A 15,588-nucleotide genomic window follows, 5' to 3' on the forward strand; every position below is an offset into this window, starting at 1 on the left:
AGTGCTGAGGTTTCGCGCATCTTGTTGAACTCCGCAGCTACCGGAACGCTCCCTCCCGAAGATCGCACGTACCTTGATCAATTGGTTGCGGCGCGCAGCGGCCTGAACGAGGCGGATGCGAAGGCACGCGTAGATGCCGTTCTCGCACGGGCAGATGCTGCAAAGAACTCGGCAGCCGAGGCAGCAGACAGCGCAAGAAAGGCCGCAGCCGCGGCGGCGTTCATGGCAGCGTTCTCATTGCTGCTGGGTGCATTTATCGCAAGCGTTGCCGCAACTCTCGGCGGCAGCCAGCGCGATGATGACGAAACACTTCACCTGTCGGCATCAGATAGGGCCCGTGTCACCTGACGAGTTCAGATGATCTGCGTTCCGCCCACGAATGGACAGCAGAACGGCTCCGTCGCGAGGTTGGATGAGAGATGAATACGGCTAAGGCGGGAGTGTGCTCCCGCCATTCACTTGGGAAGAACTCATTACATGGCGATTGATTGGTTCCGACGCCTCTGTAAGAACACTGTTTTTAAGGAGCACTGCTCTGCTCAACGAGCGGCGGTGTAGCATTGCGCGCAATTATCTTCGAGCGTCATGAAGAAAGAATGGGGATACCGGCTTTGTTACTGGCACGCGCTCAAGGCGCCAGAAGAAAATGTCGTGCCACCGGACAAAGGTATGATTCCGCAGTCGAGGCGTAGCTTATCAAGATTTGATCCTCTGTTGGCAAGTCTGATCAAAGCAACCGTGGCCAGCTACAACGACATGATTGCGTCATGTCGCGGCGAGAAGACCGGTACGACGATCATGCCGACGGGATTTCTAAACCTTGGAGGCGACGGCGAAGAATACTGAGCGTCTCCTGACGGATGCCTGTCAGGAGGGCTGTGCTTAACTCCTCATCCCTCGGCTGGCCAAGAATAAAGGGTCGTTTGACTATGACGATATCTCTGTTTCTCGCTGCTGTCGCATGCGAAGCTCTGCCAACCGACCGGGCGAAAGAATTGGACCTATATGGTTGGTTAATCGGAAGCTGGGAAATGGAAACCATCCGCTATCTCGACGATGGCACAACCTAAGGATCGACTGGAGAAATCCATTTCGGCTGGGCGTTGGAAGGTCGCGCCATCCAGGATATCCGGATCAAGCCAAAACGACCTGCTCCGTCCACCATGGATGGTACGACTTTGCGCATCTTCGATCCAGGCATTGGCGGCCGGCATATCATCTGGAGTGACCCGCTCAACCAAGATTACTCGCGCCAGATCGGACGGGCCGAGAGTAAGGGCATTGTTCAGATCGGCGACGACTGGCGTGGCCTGAAAGCTCGATGGCGTTTCACCGAGATCACTGCCGACAGCTTCCATTGGATTGGCGAGGAAAGATCTTCCAACAGCGCTCTTGGCAAATCACTTACGATCATTTTGCCCGCAGAACCGATGCTTGCTTGGGCAGTTTTGTGACGACACCGCAACAGATGAACAGGTGCAAGCCGGCAGCGTGCTCTCGACATGTTGTGGGGGAAAAAGCTCGCGATAAATTTTCGCAACTGGTGACAGGGCACTTCTGAGGGATCAGCTCAAAGTGACGTCGGCCACATCTTTCTTATAGTCCGCCTTCGGATCAACTCCTATAAGCACTTTGATACCGGCCAGAATACTCGATCCGTTCAACCATATTTCAGCGCGGTCCGCCTCGAAGCGGAGCAGAACAAGTTTGGGATCGTCTTTTCCGTGCTCGTACCACGCCGCCACAAAGGCGTTCCACAGTCGATCGATTGTGGCGCGATCGTTGTGAACAGCAACCGATCCATGAACGGAAGCAAAAAGATCGTGGCCTTTTGCGGCGAAGGTTGCAACGGCACGGCTGTGTTCTCCAAGGTTTTGGACAAGCGAGCTTTCGGTCGAAGTAAAGAAGAAGATGGGTCCATGATCTCCCTCTACCTGGGCCGTCATAGGTCGCGTATGGCTCTCTTCCACCCCCACCAAACCCAACATCATTGTCATGTCAGATTTGAGCGTTTTCCAGAATTTTTGCTGCAGTTCTTGTGGGGTTGTCATCTTCCGATCCTTTCTGAAATCGGATTGTAAACTGTCCGGAGCGAGAAAAAGTTCCTGCCGTTTAAGCTGATAAGAATGGCGCACGCAGATCCGGTGTCGCGCTGGGAGATTTCTATTGCGTTCTTCGCAGCATCAGAACCGAATTTGTGGCTGCTTGAGAACTTTGGCTGCAGAGGCACGACAAGAAAGCGGGACCCCCGAACAAGCCTCACCAAGTGCCTGGCAATGGATCTATCGGAACAATATTTTGCTATCGGAGTTCGTAGGCCTGTCGGAGAGCGGGGGACCTCTTCGGCAGAGGCTCGGCGTGTCACCGCCCATTGAACCCCGCGTCGGGCCTCACCTTTCGTTTTTATATAGGGCATTAGCTAAATCCGTCGCCTCCGCGCGCTTGGAGTGGTATTTCCCTATGTGTTCGGCAAACGCTCCAGCTGACTCCTAGGCGTGCCAACGAGCCGGAACGACGTTTCCGCACCGCGGCATGGCATCGATTTTTGCTGCATCGGCGCAGGATACCAACTTGGCCAACGTCTCGATTTGACAAGCGCATGGAATGGAATGGTATTGTCGGAGCATCCAGGCTACGCGGACAAAGTCGCCTTGAACCCTTGGATCTCGTTCCGGTAGTTGGATTATACTCTCAAACGAGCTTGGCATAGCCGCCCCTGAGCAACTGGTCTCGGCAAATCATGACCATCGATTGGATGCCAACACTGCAAGAGCAGGCGGAGTTCGCGAACCTGATCGCGGACGACGTGAAACAAACTCTGGAAATCCCTGATTTGCGCGTTGCCGAGGCTAGCGGGCTTTACCGCGTCGTGGAGCAAGGCGCGCACAGACATTTGATCGGATCATGGAGGAAATGGAGAGCGCCAACGATATCGACGACGACTTAAGGGACGACGCTGGATCAATAGCGGACGTGTGGACCAATCTTTCCGTGACGACTGCGAAGAAGGTCCGCTCTATACAGGGCTTGTCACCGATAGACTTCCCCTCGGGTCCCAGCGGTAGGCATTGAGGACCGATGGGCATTCAGTCAGCATAAAGCAGCAAGATGCCGCCAACCACAATCACAACTATCGCCGGAATGTTTCTCGTCAATCCGAGGAACTTCAGCCCCTGCCCGCGAGGTTCCAAGGAGGGTGAGCTTTGATTGTCTGGCGATTGAGGTGCTCGGCTCAGCCTGCGTCCACTGAGCGCTGCCCAAGCCGAATAGAGCACGCCAGCAACCAACAAAATTGCACCAAGAGCCTTCAGCATCACCCATCTCCATAGAATCGTGCGACTTCGGCATCAATCATTCGACCGTCTCGGCACCTCTAGCGCCCGAATTGGTAAAGATCGGAATCGCGATCAAAGGCCTTGCTTTTTTCCCGCGCTCTTGCCGTCGGCGCTTTCCGAACGCTCCTCAAAACGATCTGCACCCTTGGCAAGGTCAGAACCTTTTTGCGCTTCGACCTTCTTCTCATCCGCTGCGGCGCTCTTTCTCAATCCGCGCGCGGCCTGCTTGCCTTTTTCTGTTGGAGCTTGCTCGATACCCATCGCCTTTCCTCCTTGCTTACTTCGCTGGGCTCAACGGTTAGATTGTGCCTTCTTCCGCCACCTCTCGTCAGCCGCCGCATGGCTTTTGGGAGGCAGCGGACAGACTCTGCCGCCAAGCAATTGTCTATGGGACCTTCAACCGTTGGAAGCGTAATGGTCTACGTGTCCAACGGTTGCCAACTTTAGCTTTTGCAGTCCTTGTCGGCATCGGCCGAAGCGGCAGCAGTCTTGTCGCCCTTCTGCTGAGCCTGGACATCCTGCTGCGATGTTGCCTGATTTTTGTCCGCCGCCATGGGCATCGTGTCACCGGACTTTTGCTCCGTTTTGGCTGCCGTGCTGGAGCTTGTCGTGGTGCCCACACTCGCCGCCCCTGTTTGGGTCGTGCTATTCGCACTGTCCTGCATCGGGGCTTTCGTGCCGTCCTTCGCTATGCCCGCTTGGGTGTCTTTCTTCGCTGCGTCCGGGCAATCGGCCATAGCGGACGTTATTGCCATTGCTGAAATGGCTGCCGCGACAAAAATTGAAGCAATTGGTTTCATCTCGATCTCCTCCATAGGTGCCTTGCGACGAAACCGTTTCATGAAGGGAAAGTTCCTGTCGTTTGCGGCCAACGGCGTCGATAAATCAATTCCTTTATGGGGATTCGACCTACGGTGAACGAAAACTGACCTTTGTCATTTTACTGCCTATCCCTCATCGAACGCCTACCATGCGTCGAAGGGTAATTATTGTTTTACCAGGGGCACGTTGAACGTTACAAAATCGGTTTGCCGCCTGTTACGGCGATTGTAGCTCCGGATACGTAGCTAGATAGCGGGTCCGCGAGCATCACGTAAGCAGTTGCAAGTTCAGCCGGTTGCCCGGGTCGTTTCATCGGAACCTGGTTCCCGAAGCTTTCCACCGCATCCTTTGGCATAGTAGATGGTATGAGGGGAGTCCAAATCGGCCCCGGTGCGACCGAATTGGCACGGATCCCCTTTTCGGCAAGAAGCTGTGCCAGGCCGGCCGTAAAGTTCTGAATTGCACCTTTTGTCGTCGCATATGCGAGCAGCGAAGGATTGGGGGTGTCGGCATTAATCGACGTCGTGTTGATGATAGCGCTGCCTGGTCTCATGTGCGGCACAGCGGCCTTTGTGAGGTAGAACATGGCATGAATATTGACCTTAAACGTCAGCTCCCACTCCTCGTCAGAGATATCTTCTATTTTCTCGAAAGTCTTTTGATGGGCAGCATTGTTTACGAGGATATCGATGCCGCCGAGTTCGCTTATGGCGCGGTCAATAATTAAACGGCACTGCTCGGGCGACTGGATATCGCCTGCGAGGAGCACCGCTTTTCGCCCCGCCTCTTCAACGAGCCGTTTCGTTTCTCGGGCATCCTCGTCTTCATTGAGATAAGCAATCAAGATGTCTGCGCCTTCGCGCGCATACGCGATAGCGACAGCCCGGCCGATACCGCTGTCGCCGCCGGTGATGACAGCGCGCATGTCCTTAAGACGGTTGCTACCTTTATAGGATAACTCCCCGTGATCAGGAATAGGCCGCATCGAACCTGTGTGGCCGGGAATGGGTTGTTCTTGTGACGGAAATGGTGGAGTTGGATAGTCAGACATCTCAGTACCTCATTTCAAGTATGGTCGGCTGACGTCGCATCCTTTATACGCCCGCTTGCTGCTTCATACGCGTCGTCGACCACGGCCGCAGTCTGATCATAGATGTCTGACGCAGCCTCCTTGCCCTTGTCGAGAATGTCTTCTGCCTTATCGGAGATACTGTCTTTGACACTTTCCGCGGCCTCTCCCGCGACAGAATCCTCAACTTGTGTGGGTGGGAGAGCCGCTCCGATCGCCGCTCCAACGGCGAACGCGAGAGCGCCGCCCACCAAAGGCTGATCTCTGAAATGCGCCAGAATTGACTCGTTCAGCCTTGTCGTTTGATCTTGGAACACACGACCGGCGGAAGCAGACGTATGACTGAATTGACGGGCTTTGTCGGCAACCTTGTCGGAAAGATCGTGCGCCGTGTCACTTACTTGCTGCCACGTGTCGGAGATCCAACCGGACGCATCATCCAGCATTGCACCAGCTTCGTCCTTGATGCTTGTAACACGATTTCCAGCCGCATCTGCAAAACCGCGGTAGCTTCTGCCGCTTTCGTCAATGAAATAGCCGGCGCGTTTGCCTACTGTATCAGTCAGCGCTTTGAAACGGTTGCCAGCCGCGTCGGCAAAGTGGCTGTAGGACATCCCTCCTTCTTCTTGTATCGGTCCGGTACGGCGGACTTCGCCGGTGACTATTGCCAGAGGATATAGATCCGAGTCCCTAGCCTTATCGGCGTTTGTCCACTGACTGTTTTGTCCAGTCATTAGCCAAGCTAAACTCACTCCCATTAGAGCCATGGGGATCGGGTTTGCCTTGATAGCGCTACCCAAGTTGGCAGCATATTCCCCACCACCGCTGCTCTTTACGTAGCCAAGCACTTCATCGATCAGTTGCCCCGGAGACATCTTTTCCTGGATGGCGTCAATTCGCTCTTCAATGCGACGACGATCGCTTTCGATGTCTCGCTGGATCTCGGCTGCATTGGGTTTGTCGGCAGTCAGGGTCATGACATTTTCTCCTTGATGACATTGGCGTCATTGCCCAGTGAAGTAGTGGTGCGCTCCATTTTCCAGTTGCTGCCACGCAGAGCGGAAATGCCTTTGGATATTAAAGCCCAGGCAATGACTCCGATTACGGTGGCGACGATGAGCGCCGAGAGGGCATTCGCACTTGGTTCAGTGACACCTTGCGAGACGAGGATGGTGGTCAGTCCGGTTACGAGCGCACTCAAGAGAACGCCAAGCGCGCCAATCGCAAATATCACTCCAGCAGCCAGTATCTCGATCCCACTCAGTGCCCTGGTGAAACTTTCGGATGCCTCCGTCTTGGCAAGATTCAGTTCCTTGCGGACCAGTCCAGTGACGTCTGTGATCAGCCCACGGACTAGCTCAGGCAACGGCCTGCTCTCGTTGACGTCAGTCATTTACGTTTCTCCTCCATTGATCACTTTGGCTACGCGCCTCGGTGGGATTGGCCGTCGATTCCCCGGTAGGGCGTCTGTGGGCAGAGGCTGTCAAAAAGCGGCTTGCTGCAAGTCCGGCGAGTGCCGCGACCCCAAGAAAGGCCAACGGTTGCCGCCGACCGAAATCCCCCGCCATATTTGCAACTTCTCTGAGTTCACGGTCCTCAATTTCCTTTGCATAGGATTTAACCGTCGAGCCGAGTTCCCGGGCATACTTGCCTACCTGTGCGTCTTCTCCGGATTGCATCTCTGCGCCGACCTTTTCCAAGGCTGTCCCGATCGAGGCAGCATAGCGGGCTGCAATATTCTTTTGCTTGGATGCGACTTCTTCGACTTTGCCGGAAGCTTCCTGCAGCTGCTCTTTGGCCTTGTCTTTTACGCTGCCAAAATCATCGGAGGCTTTGCGCCTCAGATCACCAAATGATGGCTTGGTTTCTATAGTCCCGGAAATAGCATCCGGCTGATCGCCATGAGCAGACGCACCAGATCGAGATCTCGTCTCTTTGTGAGAATGGTCTTGCATCGTTTCCTCCAGTCGCCGCGGTTGGTACGCGATGTTGAATTGCATCACGAACTTTAGATGGAGGTAAAAGTTCCCGGTCGTTGTTTGGATTTTTGAAATTAAGACGAGTGACGTGGCCGTTTCGAATGATCGTCATCGGAGCACGGTTTTCGGGTCGCTGGAAGAGGCTGGGCGAGAGCTTCTGTCCAACGCGAATGAGCGACTGTCATTTCACATTTCGGCGACGCCCCGCCGCGATTCACAATCGCTGGAACAAAAGTCCTGAGCGATGGTTGATTGCAGATAACGGAGGATGCCTTTTCATGAGGATCATAAAAAGACATATTATTGCTCGAGAAGGCGGTGGCGGCCATACCGTCGAGTTTGTCTACGAGGATGGAAAACGGGCTTTGGTTGATCTGTCCGAGCCCAATTCTGTCGGTGTCGGCGAAGACGAGCTCATTCGTCAGGCAGAGCGCTTGCTCGACCAAATAGACGAAAGCGGGGTGCGAGGGGATTTGCCTCCGTATGATGCCGGGGAACGACAGAAATCTTCAAGTGCTCAAATGGCGAGCGCCTCGGGAACGGATTTCTCAACCACTCCTGATCAGCCGGAAGGGCCGCTTGCCCCAAAAAACCCACTGCTTGAGGAGCAGGACGACGACGCCAATATTGTGGGGCTCGAGGGCGAAGGCATTCTCAAGCCTTAGGCGAGCAGGCAGCAGCTCCCATGCATCACCTATGCCGGGAATGCGCTATCTACCGATCTGCTCCTTGCTGACCTGACATTGATTGTCTCGTGCGAATGAGGATGCGGCGGACACCGGTTACTGACGCGAAGAGACACCTACGGATCAGCCTGGAATCCTTCAAGCTGCGCCAATACCGTACATCTTAACCCCTCAATGGCATACTCCAAATCGACCTGGTTCGGCGTGCCTGCGATGCCGCTTTTTACCAGCCTGGTGCCGAGACCCTCGACGGTTGGTTCCACAACCGGCGGCCCGTTCGTTTCCCTCCAATCAAGTTTGAATGCCGGTTCCTCATTCATTTCCGCGATCCCCCATACAACGGATATCTGGCCTTGCGAGGTAGAAAGAGCGCCATACTTGAAGGCATTGGTTGTGAGTTCGTGCAGCAGCATCGCCAAGGACAACGCCGACTGGGGACCCACCTGTATCTCGGGCCCTTTGAGACTGAACTGACTGCTGCGCCCGTCCTGATCGAGATTGATCGCCCTTTCGATCAAGGTACGAACTGCGATCCGTTCGCCATATCCCGTCAATAACAAGTCGTGCGCTCGTCCCAGAACTCCAAGACGCTGGCTGATCGAAAGGCGGGCGGCCTCGATATTATCCGCTCGGCGTAGAGACTGATTGACGATGCCCTGGACCATTGCCAGCTGGTTCTTCAACCGATGGCTCAGTTCCTGACTCAACATCGACTGTAGCTCCACCGCCCGCTTTTGCTGCGTTCGGTCGCGAACGATCTTGAGAAAGCCTTCTGCGGCACCGTCGTCATGAAGTCGCAGCATTTCACCGCTTGCCCAAAACCTGGAGCCATCCTTGCGCACATGCCAACGCTCATCAGTCGCTCGGCCGTTTTGCAGCGCGTTTGCCAGTTCTTTGCCGGGAATATTGTGCGCACGGTCATCGCTCGTGAAGATGATATCGGCGGGCAGTCCCAACACCTCATCCTCGGTCCAGCCAAAGATATTCTCAGCGCCGGTGCTCCACGAGGTGACATTGCCGGAAAGGTCAGCAGTGATAATGGCGTAATCGATCGCGCTCTCGAGAACCATTTCCGCGATACCTCTGTTCGTCATTAGGCAGCATCCTTAACGACTTGACAGTTCCCGAGGAACCAAATGTGCAACAGAAAAACTTCAACGCAAAACGATGTGGCCGGACGAGGATACTCATGCAAAATATCGCCAAACCTGCCTCTAGAGTAAGCGCTGAGCATCACCCTGTTTATCCCACTATTCCACTTTGGCCTCCCGGTCGAGAGACCACACCTGCGGATGTTTGTGTCGTCGGAACATCATGGGCGGCGAAGAACAAGCTGTCAGGCAAAGATGAACCGCGTTTTTCCAATAGTTCCGAACGAATCTCAGAGCCAACACAGGCCTGTCACTGATCCTTGGAGATAGATTTGTTAAAGCGGCTCATTTTTCCATCCGCAGTCTTGTCCTGATAAAGGAAAGCCAGCTTTCGTTCGTCAAAAACCTGGAAAAAGTCGTTCGACGAAATCTTCTCTAGACCTTCTTCCGGCTCACCGAAATCAATACGCAGGATACCGCCTTCTCCGCTTTCCGCGACTTTAGATGGAACGCCCTTTCGCTCTTCCGCCCAGCGCTGGATCGTCTTGTGATCAGTTGTCGTTTTGCTGTCGGTCATCCTCTCTTTCCTCGCTCTGTTGACTTTGCGGCCTGCAACTACTTGGCGGGTGCTCGCCCATCGCGTTCATTCTCTTTCGCATCGTTGTTGAAGGTGGCATCGCCGCCAGATTTACCGGACAGCACGCGGGGGTTTGCGCTTGCCATACCATCATCGGTCGGGCCATGCCTGATGCGGGCATACTGCCCCTTGGCATCCGCTCGCGGTGAACCTCGTCTTTCCCAGGTATTTTGGTCATATTACCTCCCTTTGCAGGGCAGCGTGTGACCAAACTCTACTTGTTTAAATCCTCAGCCATCATCAGATGGTGTTCCAAAGCTGGACGAGTTTTTGCGGCCCAGGCCTTCAGGTCAGCGTTCTCGCCCTCATCGCCATAGCGTTTGAACAGATCGACCGCATCCTTGTGAGCGGACACCTGGTCCGCATGATATTGTTCGGTAAAATCCGCACCCTGCAAACCCTTTAGTTTGTCGAGCGTTTCCTGCTGCGCTTCGGTCATGGAGGTTGGAAGTGCGGCCTTGACCTTGCCACCATCAACCAGCTGTTTCATTTCATCGGTTGTTTTCTGATGATCTGCAACCATCTGCTGCGCAAACGTTTTTGTCGGGGCGTCGGCACGCTCGACAGCAAGCTTGCTCGACTCGATCTCGAACATGTCACTCGTCGCGGCCTTCAGTACGAAATCCTCTGTCGTAGGTGCAACGCCTATCAAAGAGTTAACTCCTGTTTTTTCAGTAGCCGACTGGGCAAAGGCGGGGCTGGCCAAGAGGATAGCAAGCGCAGTCATAGCAAATGGTTTCACGGCGGTTCTCCTGTTTTTCTGTCCCCCCAACGTCCTAATTGCTGCAATGTTCCTCGCTCGCTAGCCCAGATGAATACATTTTGCTGAGGTGGCTTCGTCGTCTCCATCTCGGGACCGCGAAAACACGGTGCCATCAACACCGCTTCGCGCGTGGCTTTGCCAAGGCTGCTGATGATCCTCGGTTCGACAGCATGGTCCTGTTAAGGTTTTGTCGGCCGTCTCAGGTCCTACAATATGAGGCGCCGTTCTTCGTTCCGGATGCAAATAGGCACGAAAGCAAGAGAGACGTTGTGCCTCGGTGGAACCATCGAACGTCCAGCATGTTCACCTTCAACACGAAAAGGATGAACGCGATGGACAAAAATTCACAACCTCCGGTCCGGGAAACAGCCAGAGAGGCGCGTCAGGGTCTTCTTGGCAAACCGATACTGATGGTGTTGATCGGGGGGCTATTCTTAGCTGCAATAGCGTGGGGTGTCGCCGAAATTTATGGCGAGAGCACCGATAACAATGCCTCACAAACAAATCAGGAAAATACGCCGGCTGGTCAAAATGCCCAGCCTGGTGACGTTACAAGTCCTTCCCCAGACCTGCCGAATGCGAATGCGCCGGTAGACAAGGATCCCACACCGCAAACGGGGACCGGCGGCGACAGCCAGACAAAAAATCCGCCAAACGCGCAGCCGTAAGGAAGATAAAGACAAGGCGAAAGGAGCACCAAAACAGTGGCGACAACAACTCTACGCGGCGAATTTTGAACGTCGATGAACATGTTGAGCACGGTGGCGGAATTTGCGGTATCGCCGGAGAAGCTTCGTTCTCTTCAGCTCAAGTCAGTGACGAGCCATTGGTGGATACTTCCTGACACCCGGCCATGGTCGACGAAAGCCACGTTCCTGATCCGTGTGGCTATCCGCCTCATCCAATTTCCTCAACAGATCTTCGAACATCCGATCGGATGCGATCGGAAGCTTATATCGGGATCGCAGCGCTTCTCTAAACTCGCGCATACTCACTTGTTCCTTAAAATTACGGAACTGTTTCCTCTTGTTCAAGTCATTATCATGGTCTGACATCAGAATGGTCCCAAAGGAATTCCACCACCAACTTCGGCGCCGCGAAATCGTTCCCCGTACGCAACAAAAATCATTCCCAAACGGGCCATGGCATGGCCAAAGTTGCCGACGGAAAAATTCAGTGACGGTAGTCCAGCCAACTGCATGGCGCCGGAAACCATTTGGATTGGAAAACGTTCTGGCTTTGGCTTTAATAGAAGGGTGTTTGTAGATTGTCCGACAGCAAGCGTCGATCAGTGAAACTGCATGGTGACCGCCCGGCCGCGTCTTCGCAACGAGGATACCTGGACCGCAAGGAGCTTGCCGCAAGCGCATTCGAGCGTACCCGCATGCCCATGGTAGTGACCGACGCCCGGCAGCTGGATTTCCCCATCGTGCTTGCCAATCAAGCCTTCCTTGAGCTGACAGGCTACAGCGCCGAAGAGGTGGTCGGGCAAAATTGCCGCTTTCTTCAGGGACCGGGGACATCGCTCGCTGCAGTTGCCGAAGTTCGATTTGCGGTGTCTCAGGAACGCGAAGCCAACATAGAATTATTGAACTATCGAAAGGACGGGTCGGCGTTTTGGAACCAGCTGCATCTCAGTCCAATACGCGATGACGACGGGCGATTGCTCTATTACTTCGGCTCGCAGCTCGACGTCACCGAATACCGCAAGGTACAGTACCTTGAAGCGACGGAACATCGGCTGCTCAAGGAAGTCGATCATCGCGCCAAGAATGTATTGGCCGTGGTCGAAGGCATCGTCAGGCTGAGCCGATCCGACGATGCCGCCTTGTATGCAGCATCCATTCAGCAGCGAATTCAGGCTTTGTCGCATGCCCATGTTCTGCTCGCCGAGCGCGGCTGGCAAGAGATTGAGCTTGGGGAGATCATCAAGCGTCAAATCGAATCCTTCTCGAGTGAACGCGTCTCGATGGAAGGACCGGAGATTCTCGTTCCGGCGATGATTGTCCAACCTTTGGCACTTGTCGTGCATGAATTGCTCATCAACGCGGCCGTACACGGGTCACTGAGTGCCCCGTCGGGCCGGTTGCACATCCATTGGCAGGAAGTACCGGGACAAGGCGGCTTCAAACTTCGTTGGGAAGAAACCGGGGGCCGTACCCCCTCGTCCGATCGTCAGCCCGGTTTTGGTACGGCCATGGTCGGTGCGATGATTGAAAAGCAGCTTCTTGGCAAGGTTGAGCGAGAATGGTCCGATGACGGCGTTGTCGTTGATATCCTCGTACCCATGAAAAGCTGATTGGAGTTTTCGCCGCACCCAGCCTATTTTCGGAGCTGTCATTCAGCGCCCCGAAGAGCCAAGCACGGTTCTTTGACGAGGGTGTGCGAAGCATCGTTGCGGGCGGTTGCGATGATCGAAGAAAGGTGCCAGGACGCTTGCCCGGGAATGATGCAGCAATATGGCTACGCTCCAGGAAACCTGTGATCGAAGTTTTTTGGCTCCCGGTACTTCCTCTTGCGCATCCGGCGATATGCGCAATCATCGGCATGATGTCAATCATTGGCAAGGGACAGGGAAAAGCTCGGCGCTCAAGCGACAAGTGAACAACGCCTTAATTGCAGGACGCGGCGATTTGGATTTCTCGAAACCCTATCTGACAACCAAGGGCGCGCTTCACAATCGCGCAGTGGGATGCATTTACAGCGACCGCCATTGATTGCTAACAGCCGGCCGTATCGCCATCAAGCTGCTTCGCCAGCTTACACACGACGGCGCGCACCCCAGCTATCCAACACTTCTTCCGTCGAAGCAGTCTCGACTTGCTGGGATAAACGTTGACCGTAGAAGAGCTGCATCGCATCATGAGCCGCGTCGGACGAACTGCACACTGCGTCATGAACGACAATCACCCTGAAGCCAAAGTCAACCGCTCCGAGCACGGTTGAAAGCACACAGACGTCGGTTTCGCCGCCTGTTACAACAATCGTGTGGGTGGCGCGGGTTTTTAAAAGCGTCGCTAGGTTGCCGCCAAACCAGGGGGAGTAGACGGACTTATCCACGATCGCGGCCGGTGGTGCATAGCGCTTTAGCTCGGGGACGATGTCGACCTTTGACGGGTCGACGCGATCGAGCATGAGTCCCTCCCATTTTTGATAGTAGCGGAACCACGCTCCCCCAGCTTCGCTAAGATTTCTCGCGGGCAAGAACCGCGTGAAGATTGTTGCATCAGGGTCCCGCTCGACGAGCAAGTGAATCAGGCCGCCCTAGCGGCCGAATTAAGCGAGCCTTCGGCCAAAGCGGTCAAAGCTTCGTCCGTTTTTGTCTCTTCGTGCAGGGTGGTAACAAGAAGCTTTTGCGCGTCCTTCAGTCCGAGTTCGCCTGCCCAGCGTGCCAATGTGCCGTAGCGGGCTATCTCGTAATGTTCGACCGCCTGCGCCGCTGAGGCAAGCCCGGCATCCAAGGCGGCCTGCCCTTTGAAAGCCTCAAGGATCTCATCTCCTTCGGCAAGGATTCCCTCGATGGCGTCGCAGGTCTTGCCACGCGCTGGCTTCCCCAGAACGTCAAAAACCTGTTGAAGACGCTCCACGTGGACCTCCGTCTCATCGCGGTGCTTCGCAAAAGCGGCCTTCAGCTTCGGCGAGGTCGCGCCTCGTGCCATCTTGGGAAGAGCCTTCAGAATTTTGCGTTCTGCGTAATAGACGTCTTTGAGCGTTTCATGGAATAAAGTTGCCAATGTTTTTTCGGCCATAATGATGTCTCCTCTTGAGCGGGCGGTGATAACAGGTCCCAAACGCAGGAAATGAGCGAGCGTTCCCGAGGTCCTTCTGTGTCCACCCGTGGACACTTCTGTTGACAGGTCGGACCCCCTGGCAGGCGAACCACGCCATTTTCTCTTCGTTCCGCCCATCGCATTATTTCGGTCGGGCGATCAAAACCGGATTACGTTGGTCGCGATCATCGCAATCGCCGCCAATGCCATGAACACGGTGGCAATCCATCCAAAAATCTTGAGCGTCAAACCGATCGTCTGTTCACCCATGATGCGCGGCTGGGTGGCCATGCGCATCATGATGATCATGACGGGGACGGCGACGACGCCGTTGATCACCGCGCTCCAATACAGCGCTTGCATCGGGTTGATGGGCGTGAAGTCGAGCCCGACACCGATGGCCGTGGCAAGCGCAATCGTTGCATAGAAGGCTTTCGCTTCCTTGGGCTTGCGATTGAGACCAGTCGGCCATTTCAAGGTTTCCCCGACACCATAAGCGGCCGAGCCGCCAAGCACCGGAACGGCCAGCAGACCCGTTCCCAAAATACCAAGAACAAACAGAAACTGGGCAAAGGAGCCGGCAATTGGCTTCAGCGCCTCTGCAGCCTGGGCCGAGCTTTCAATCTGGGTTATGCCATTCTTATGCAGGGTTGCCGCGGCTGTCACCATGATGGCCAAAGCGATGACGGTGGAAAAGCCCATGCCGACAAGCGTATCGAGGTTGATGCGTTGATCGGCACCGCGTGCCTGCTCGGGGGCATCCTTCAGCGGCTCGCGCTCCGGCTTTTCCCTCATGTCTTCCACTTCCTGCGACGATTGCCAGAAAAAGAGATAGGGACTGATCGTCGTGCCGACGATGGCGACGATGGCGGTCAGATACGCTGAGTTGAATGCGATCGGTGGGAACACCGTATCGTGCAGCAGGGCCATCCAATCGATCGTCACGAAGAACAGCGTGCCGATATAAGTGAAAAGCGCCAGTGTCAGCCATTTCAGGATGCGGACATATTGTCTGTATTCGAGGAATATCTGCATCAGGATGCAGACAGCGCCAAAGATCAGCACATAGAGAATGATTGATCCGCCGATCAGTCCCGACATCGCATCCGCCATCGCACCAATGTCGGCACCGATATTGATGATGTTGGCGATCACAAGAAGCGTAACGCAGACATAGACGATCCAGCTTGGATAATATCGCCCGGATATTCCCGGCAAGTCCGCGCCCTGTCGTTCTGCCAAGCCGCGCCGTGATAATCTGGACGGCCGCCATCAATGGATAGCAGAAAGGCATGGTCCACACCGTGCCGTAACCGAACTGCGCACCCGTTTGCGAAGAAGTGGCAATCCCGCTCGGATCGTCGTCGGCAGCACCTGTTGTCAGGCCAAGGCCAAGGACACTCAGCAGTCTTGGTTTGCTCGGCTCGACGACGGGG

General features: G+C 55.0%; 19 protein-coding genes and 2 pseudogenes. 6 read left to right on the forward strand and 15 right to left on the reverse strand.

From position 1 onward, the window contains the following. From PHA01_RS28865 to PHA01_RS28875, 3 genes and pseudogenes are all read left to right on the forward strand, one after another. Positions 1 to 348: pseudogene (locus PHA01_RS28865) on the forward strand (hypothetical protein); the annotation flags it as partial. Between the two features lie 237 nt (positions 349 to 585). Then, complete coding sequence (locus PHA01_RS28870) at positions 586 to 846, forward strand: hypothetical protein (RefSeq protein WP_271899688.1); 261 nt, start codon at positions 586 to 588, stop codon at positions 844 to 846. Between the two features lie 257 nt (positions 847 to 1,103). Next, positions 1,104 to 1,454, forward strand: a complete 351-nt coding sequence (locus PHA01_RS28875) for a hypothetical protein (protein WP_271899689.1) — start codon at positions 1,104 to 1,106, stop codon at positions 1,452 to 1,454. 111 nt (positions 1,455 to 1,565) lie between these two features. Here the strand turns inward: PHA01_RS28875 and PHA01_RS28880 are convergent, their stop codons facing one another. The 8 genes from PHA01_RS28880 to PHA01_RS28915 form a co-directional block, all read right to left on the reverse strand. Continuing rightward, the gene (locus PHA01_RS28880; RefSeq protein ID WP_271899690.1) at positions 1,566 to 2,135 is read right to left on the reverse strand and encodes a pyridoxamine 5'-phosphate oxidase family protein; all 570 of its coding nucleotides are present in this window, start codon (positions 2,133 to 2,135) and stop codon (positions 1,566 to 1,568) included. Between the two features lie 951 nt (positions 2,136 to 3,086). Next, a complete protein-coding gene (locus PHA01_RS28885; RefSeq protein ID WP_271899691.1) occupies positions 3,087 to 3,314 on the reverse strand; it encodes a hypothetical protein in 228 nt (75 codons plus the stop codon). Between the two features lie 93 nt (positions 3,315 to 3,407). Then, the gene (locus tag PHA01_RS28890) at positions 3,408 to 3,596 is read right to left on the reverse strand and encodes a hypothetical protein (protein WP_271899692.1); all 189 of its coding nucleotides are present in this window, start codon (positions 3,594 to 3,596) and stop codon (positions 3,408 to 3,410) included. A gap of 182 nt (positions 3,597 to 3,778) precedes the next feature. After that, on the reverse strand, positions 3,779 to 4,177 hold the full coding sequence (locus tag PHA01_RS28895) for a hypothetical protein (RefSeq protein WP_224514048.1): 399 nt from the start codon (positions 4,175 to 4,177) through the stop codon (positions 3,779 to 3,781). 173 nt (positions 4,178 to 4,350) lie between these two features. Continuing rightward, positions 4,351 to 5,208, reverse strand: a complete 858-nt coding sequence (locus PHA01_RS28900) for an SDR family oxidoreductase (RefSeq protein WP_271899693.1) — start codon at positions 5,206 to 5,208, stop codon at positions 4,351 to 4,353. 14 nt (positions 5,209 to 5,222) lie between these two features. Beyond that, positions 5,223 to 6,203 (reverse strand): DUF3618 domain-containing protein, encoded by a 981-nt coding sequence (locus PHA01_RS28905; RefSeq protein WP_271899694.1) that lies wholly within the window; start codon positions 6,201 to 6,203, stop codon positions 5,223 to 5,225. Further along, positions 6,200 to 6,619: a phage holin family protein gene (locus PHA01_RS28910; RefSeq protein WP_271899695.1), complete on the reverse strand. Its 420-nt coding sequence runs from the start codon at positions 6,617 to 6,619 to the stop codon at positions 6,200 to 6,202. Before PHA01_RS28910 ends, PHA01_RS28905 begins: the two co-directional genes overlap by 4 nt. Further along, the gene (locus tag PHA01_RS28915) at positions 6,612 to 7,226 is read right to left on the reverse strand and encodes a nutrient deprivation-induced protein (RefSeq protein ID WP_271899696.1); all 615 of its coding nucleotides are present in this window, start codon (positions 7,224 to 7,226) and stop codon (positions 6,612 to 6,614) included. Before PHA01_RS28915 ends, PHA01_RS28910 begins: the two co-directional genes overlap by 8 nt. A gap of 80 nt (positions 7,227 to 7,306) precedes the next feature. On the opposite strand from PHA01_RS28915, the gene PHA01_RS28920 reads away from it, so the two are divergent. Further along, positions 7,307 to 7,870: a hypothetical protein gene (locus PHA01_RS28920; RefSeq protein ID WP_271899697.1), complete on the forward strand. Its 564-nt coding sequence runs from the start codon at positions 7,307 to 7,309 to the stop codon at positions 7,868 to 7,870. A gap of 137 nt (positions 7,871 to 8,007) precedes the next feature. Here the strand turns inward: PHA01_RS28920 and PHA01_RS28925 are convergent, their stop codons facing one another. The 3 genes from PHA01_RS28925 to PHA01_RS28935 form a co-directional block, all read right to left on the reverse strand. Beyond that, the gene (locus PHA01_RS28925) at positions 8,008 to 8,985 is read right to left on the reverse strand and encodes a sensor histidine kinase (protein ID WP_271899698.1); all 978 of its coding nucleotides are present in this window, start codon (positions 8,983 to 8,985) and stop codon (positions 8,008 to 8,010) included. A gap of 307 nt (positions 8,986 to 9,292) precedes the next feature. Then, on the reverse strand, positions 9,293 to 9,559 hold the full coding sequence (locus PHA01_RS28930; RefSeq protein WP_271899699.1) for a hypothetical protein: 267 nt from the start codon (positions 9,557 to 9,559) through the stop codon (positions 9,293 to 9,295). Positions 9,560 to 9,833: 274 nt separating this feature from the next. Beyond that, the gene (locus PHA01_RS28935) at positions 9,834 to 10,346 is read right to left on the reverse strand and encodes a DUF4142 domain-containing protein (RefSeq protein ID WP_417021065.1); all 513 of its coding nucleotides are present in this window, start codon (positions 10,344 to 10,346) and stop codon (positions 9,834 to 9,836) included. Positions 10,347 to 10,681: 335 nt separating this feature from the next. On the opposite strand from PHA01_RS28935, the gene PHA01_RS28940 reads away from it, so the two are divergent. After that, the gene (locus PHA01_RS28940) at positions 10,682 to 11,050 is read left to right on the forward strand and encodes a hypothetical protein (protein WP_271899701.1); all 369 of its coding nucleotides are present in this window, start codon (positions 10,682 to 10,684) and stop codon (positions 11,048 to 11,050) included. A 599-nt stretch (positions 11,051 to 11,649) separates the two neighbouring features. After that, on the forward strand, positions 11,650 to 12,681 hold the full coding sequence (gene lov / locus PHA01_RS28945) for a blue-light-activated histidine kinase (protein WP_271899702.1): 1,032 nt from the start codon (positions 11,650 to 11,652) through the stop codon (positions 12,679 to 12,681). 461 nt (positions 12,682 to 13,142) lie between these two features. Here lov and PHA01_RS28950 read toward each other — a convergent pair whose 3' ends face one another. The 4 genes and pseudogenes from PHA01_RS28950 to PHA01_RS29305 form a co-directional block, all read right to left on the reverse strand. After that, the gene (locus PHA01_RS28950) at positions 13,143 to 13,631 is read right to left on the reverse strand and encodes a cysteine hydrolase family protein (RefSeq protein WP_271899703.1); all 489 of its coding nucleotides are present in this window, start codon (positions 13,629 to 13,631) and stop codon (positions 13,143 to 13,145) included. Between the two features lie 5 nt (positions 13,632 to 13,636). Beyond that, positions 13,637 to 14,131 (reverse strand): YciE/YciF ferroxidase family protein, encoded by a 495-nt coding sequence (locus PHA01_RS28955; RefSeq protein ID WP_271899704.1) that lies wholly within the window; start codon positions 14,129 to 14,131, stop codon positions 13,637 to 13,639. Between the two features lie 180 nt (positions 14,132 to 14,311). Further along, positions 14,312 to 15,370 carry an NRAMP family divalent metal transporter gene (locus tag PHA01_RS28960; protein WP_334312067.1) on the reverse strand — a complete coding sequence of 353 codons (1,059 nt, stop codon included), beginning with the start codon at positions 15,368 to 15,370 and terminating at the stop codon, positions 14,312 to 14,314. Between the two features lie 25 nt (positions 15,371 to 15,395). Beyond that, a pseudogene (locus PHA01_RS29305) lies at positions 15,396 to 15,446 on the reverse strand (hypothetical protein); the annotation flags it as partial. Positions 15,447 to 15,588: the final 142 nt, after the last annotated feature.

Origin of the sequence: Candidatus Phyllobacterium onerii (assembly GCF_028331445.1) — a bacterium.
Classification (GTDB): domain Bacteria; phylum Pseudomonadota; class Alphaproteobacteria; order Rhizobiales; family Rhizobiaceae; genus Phyllobacterium; species Phyllobacterium onerii.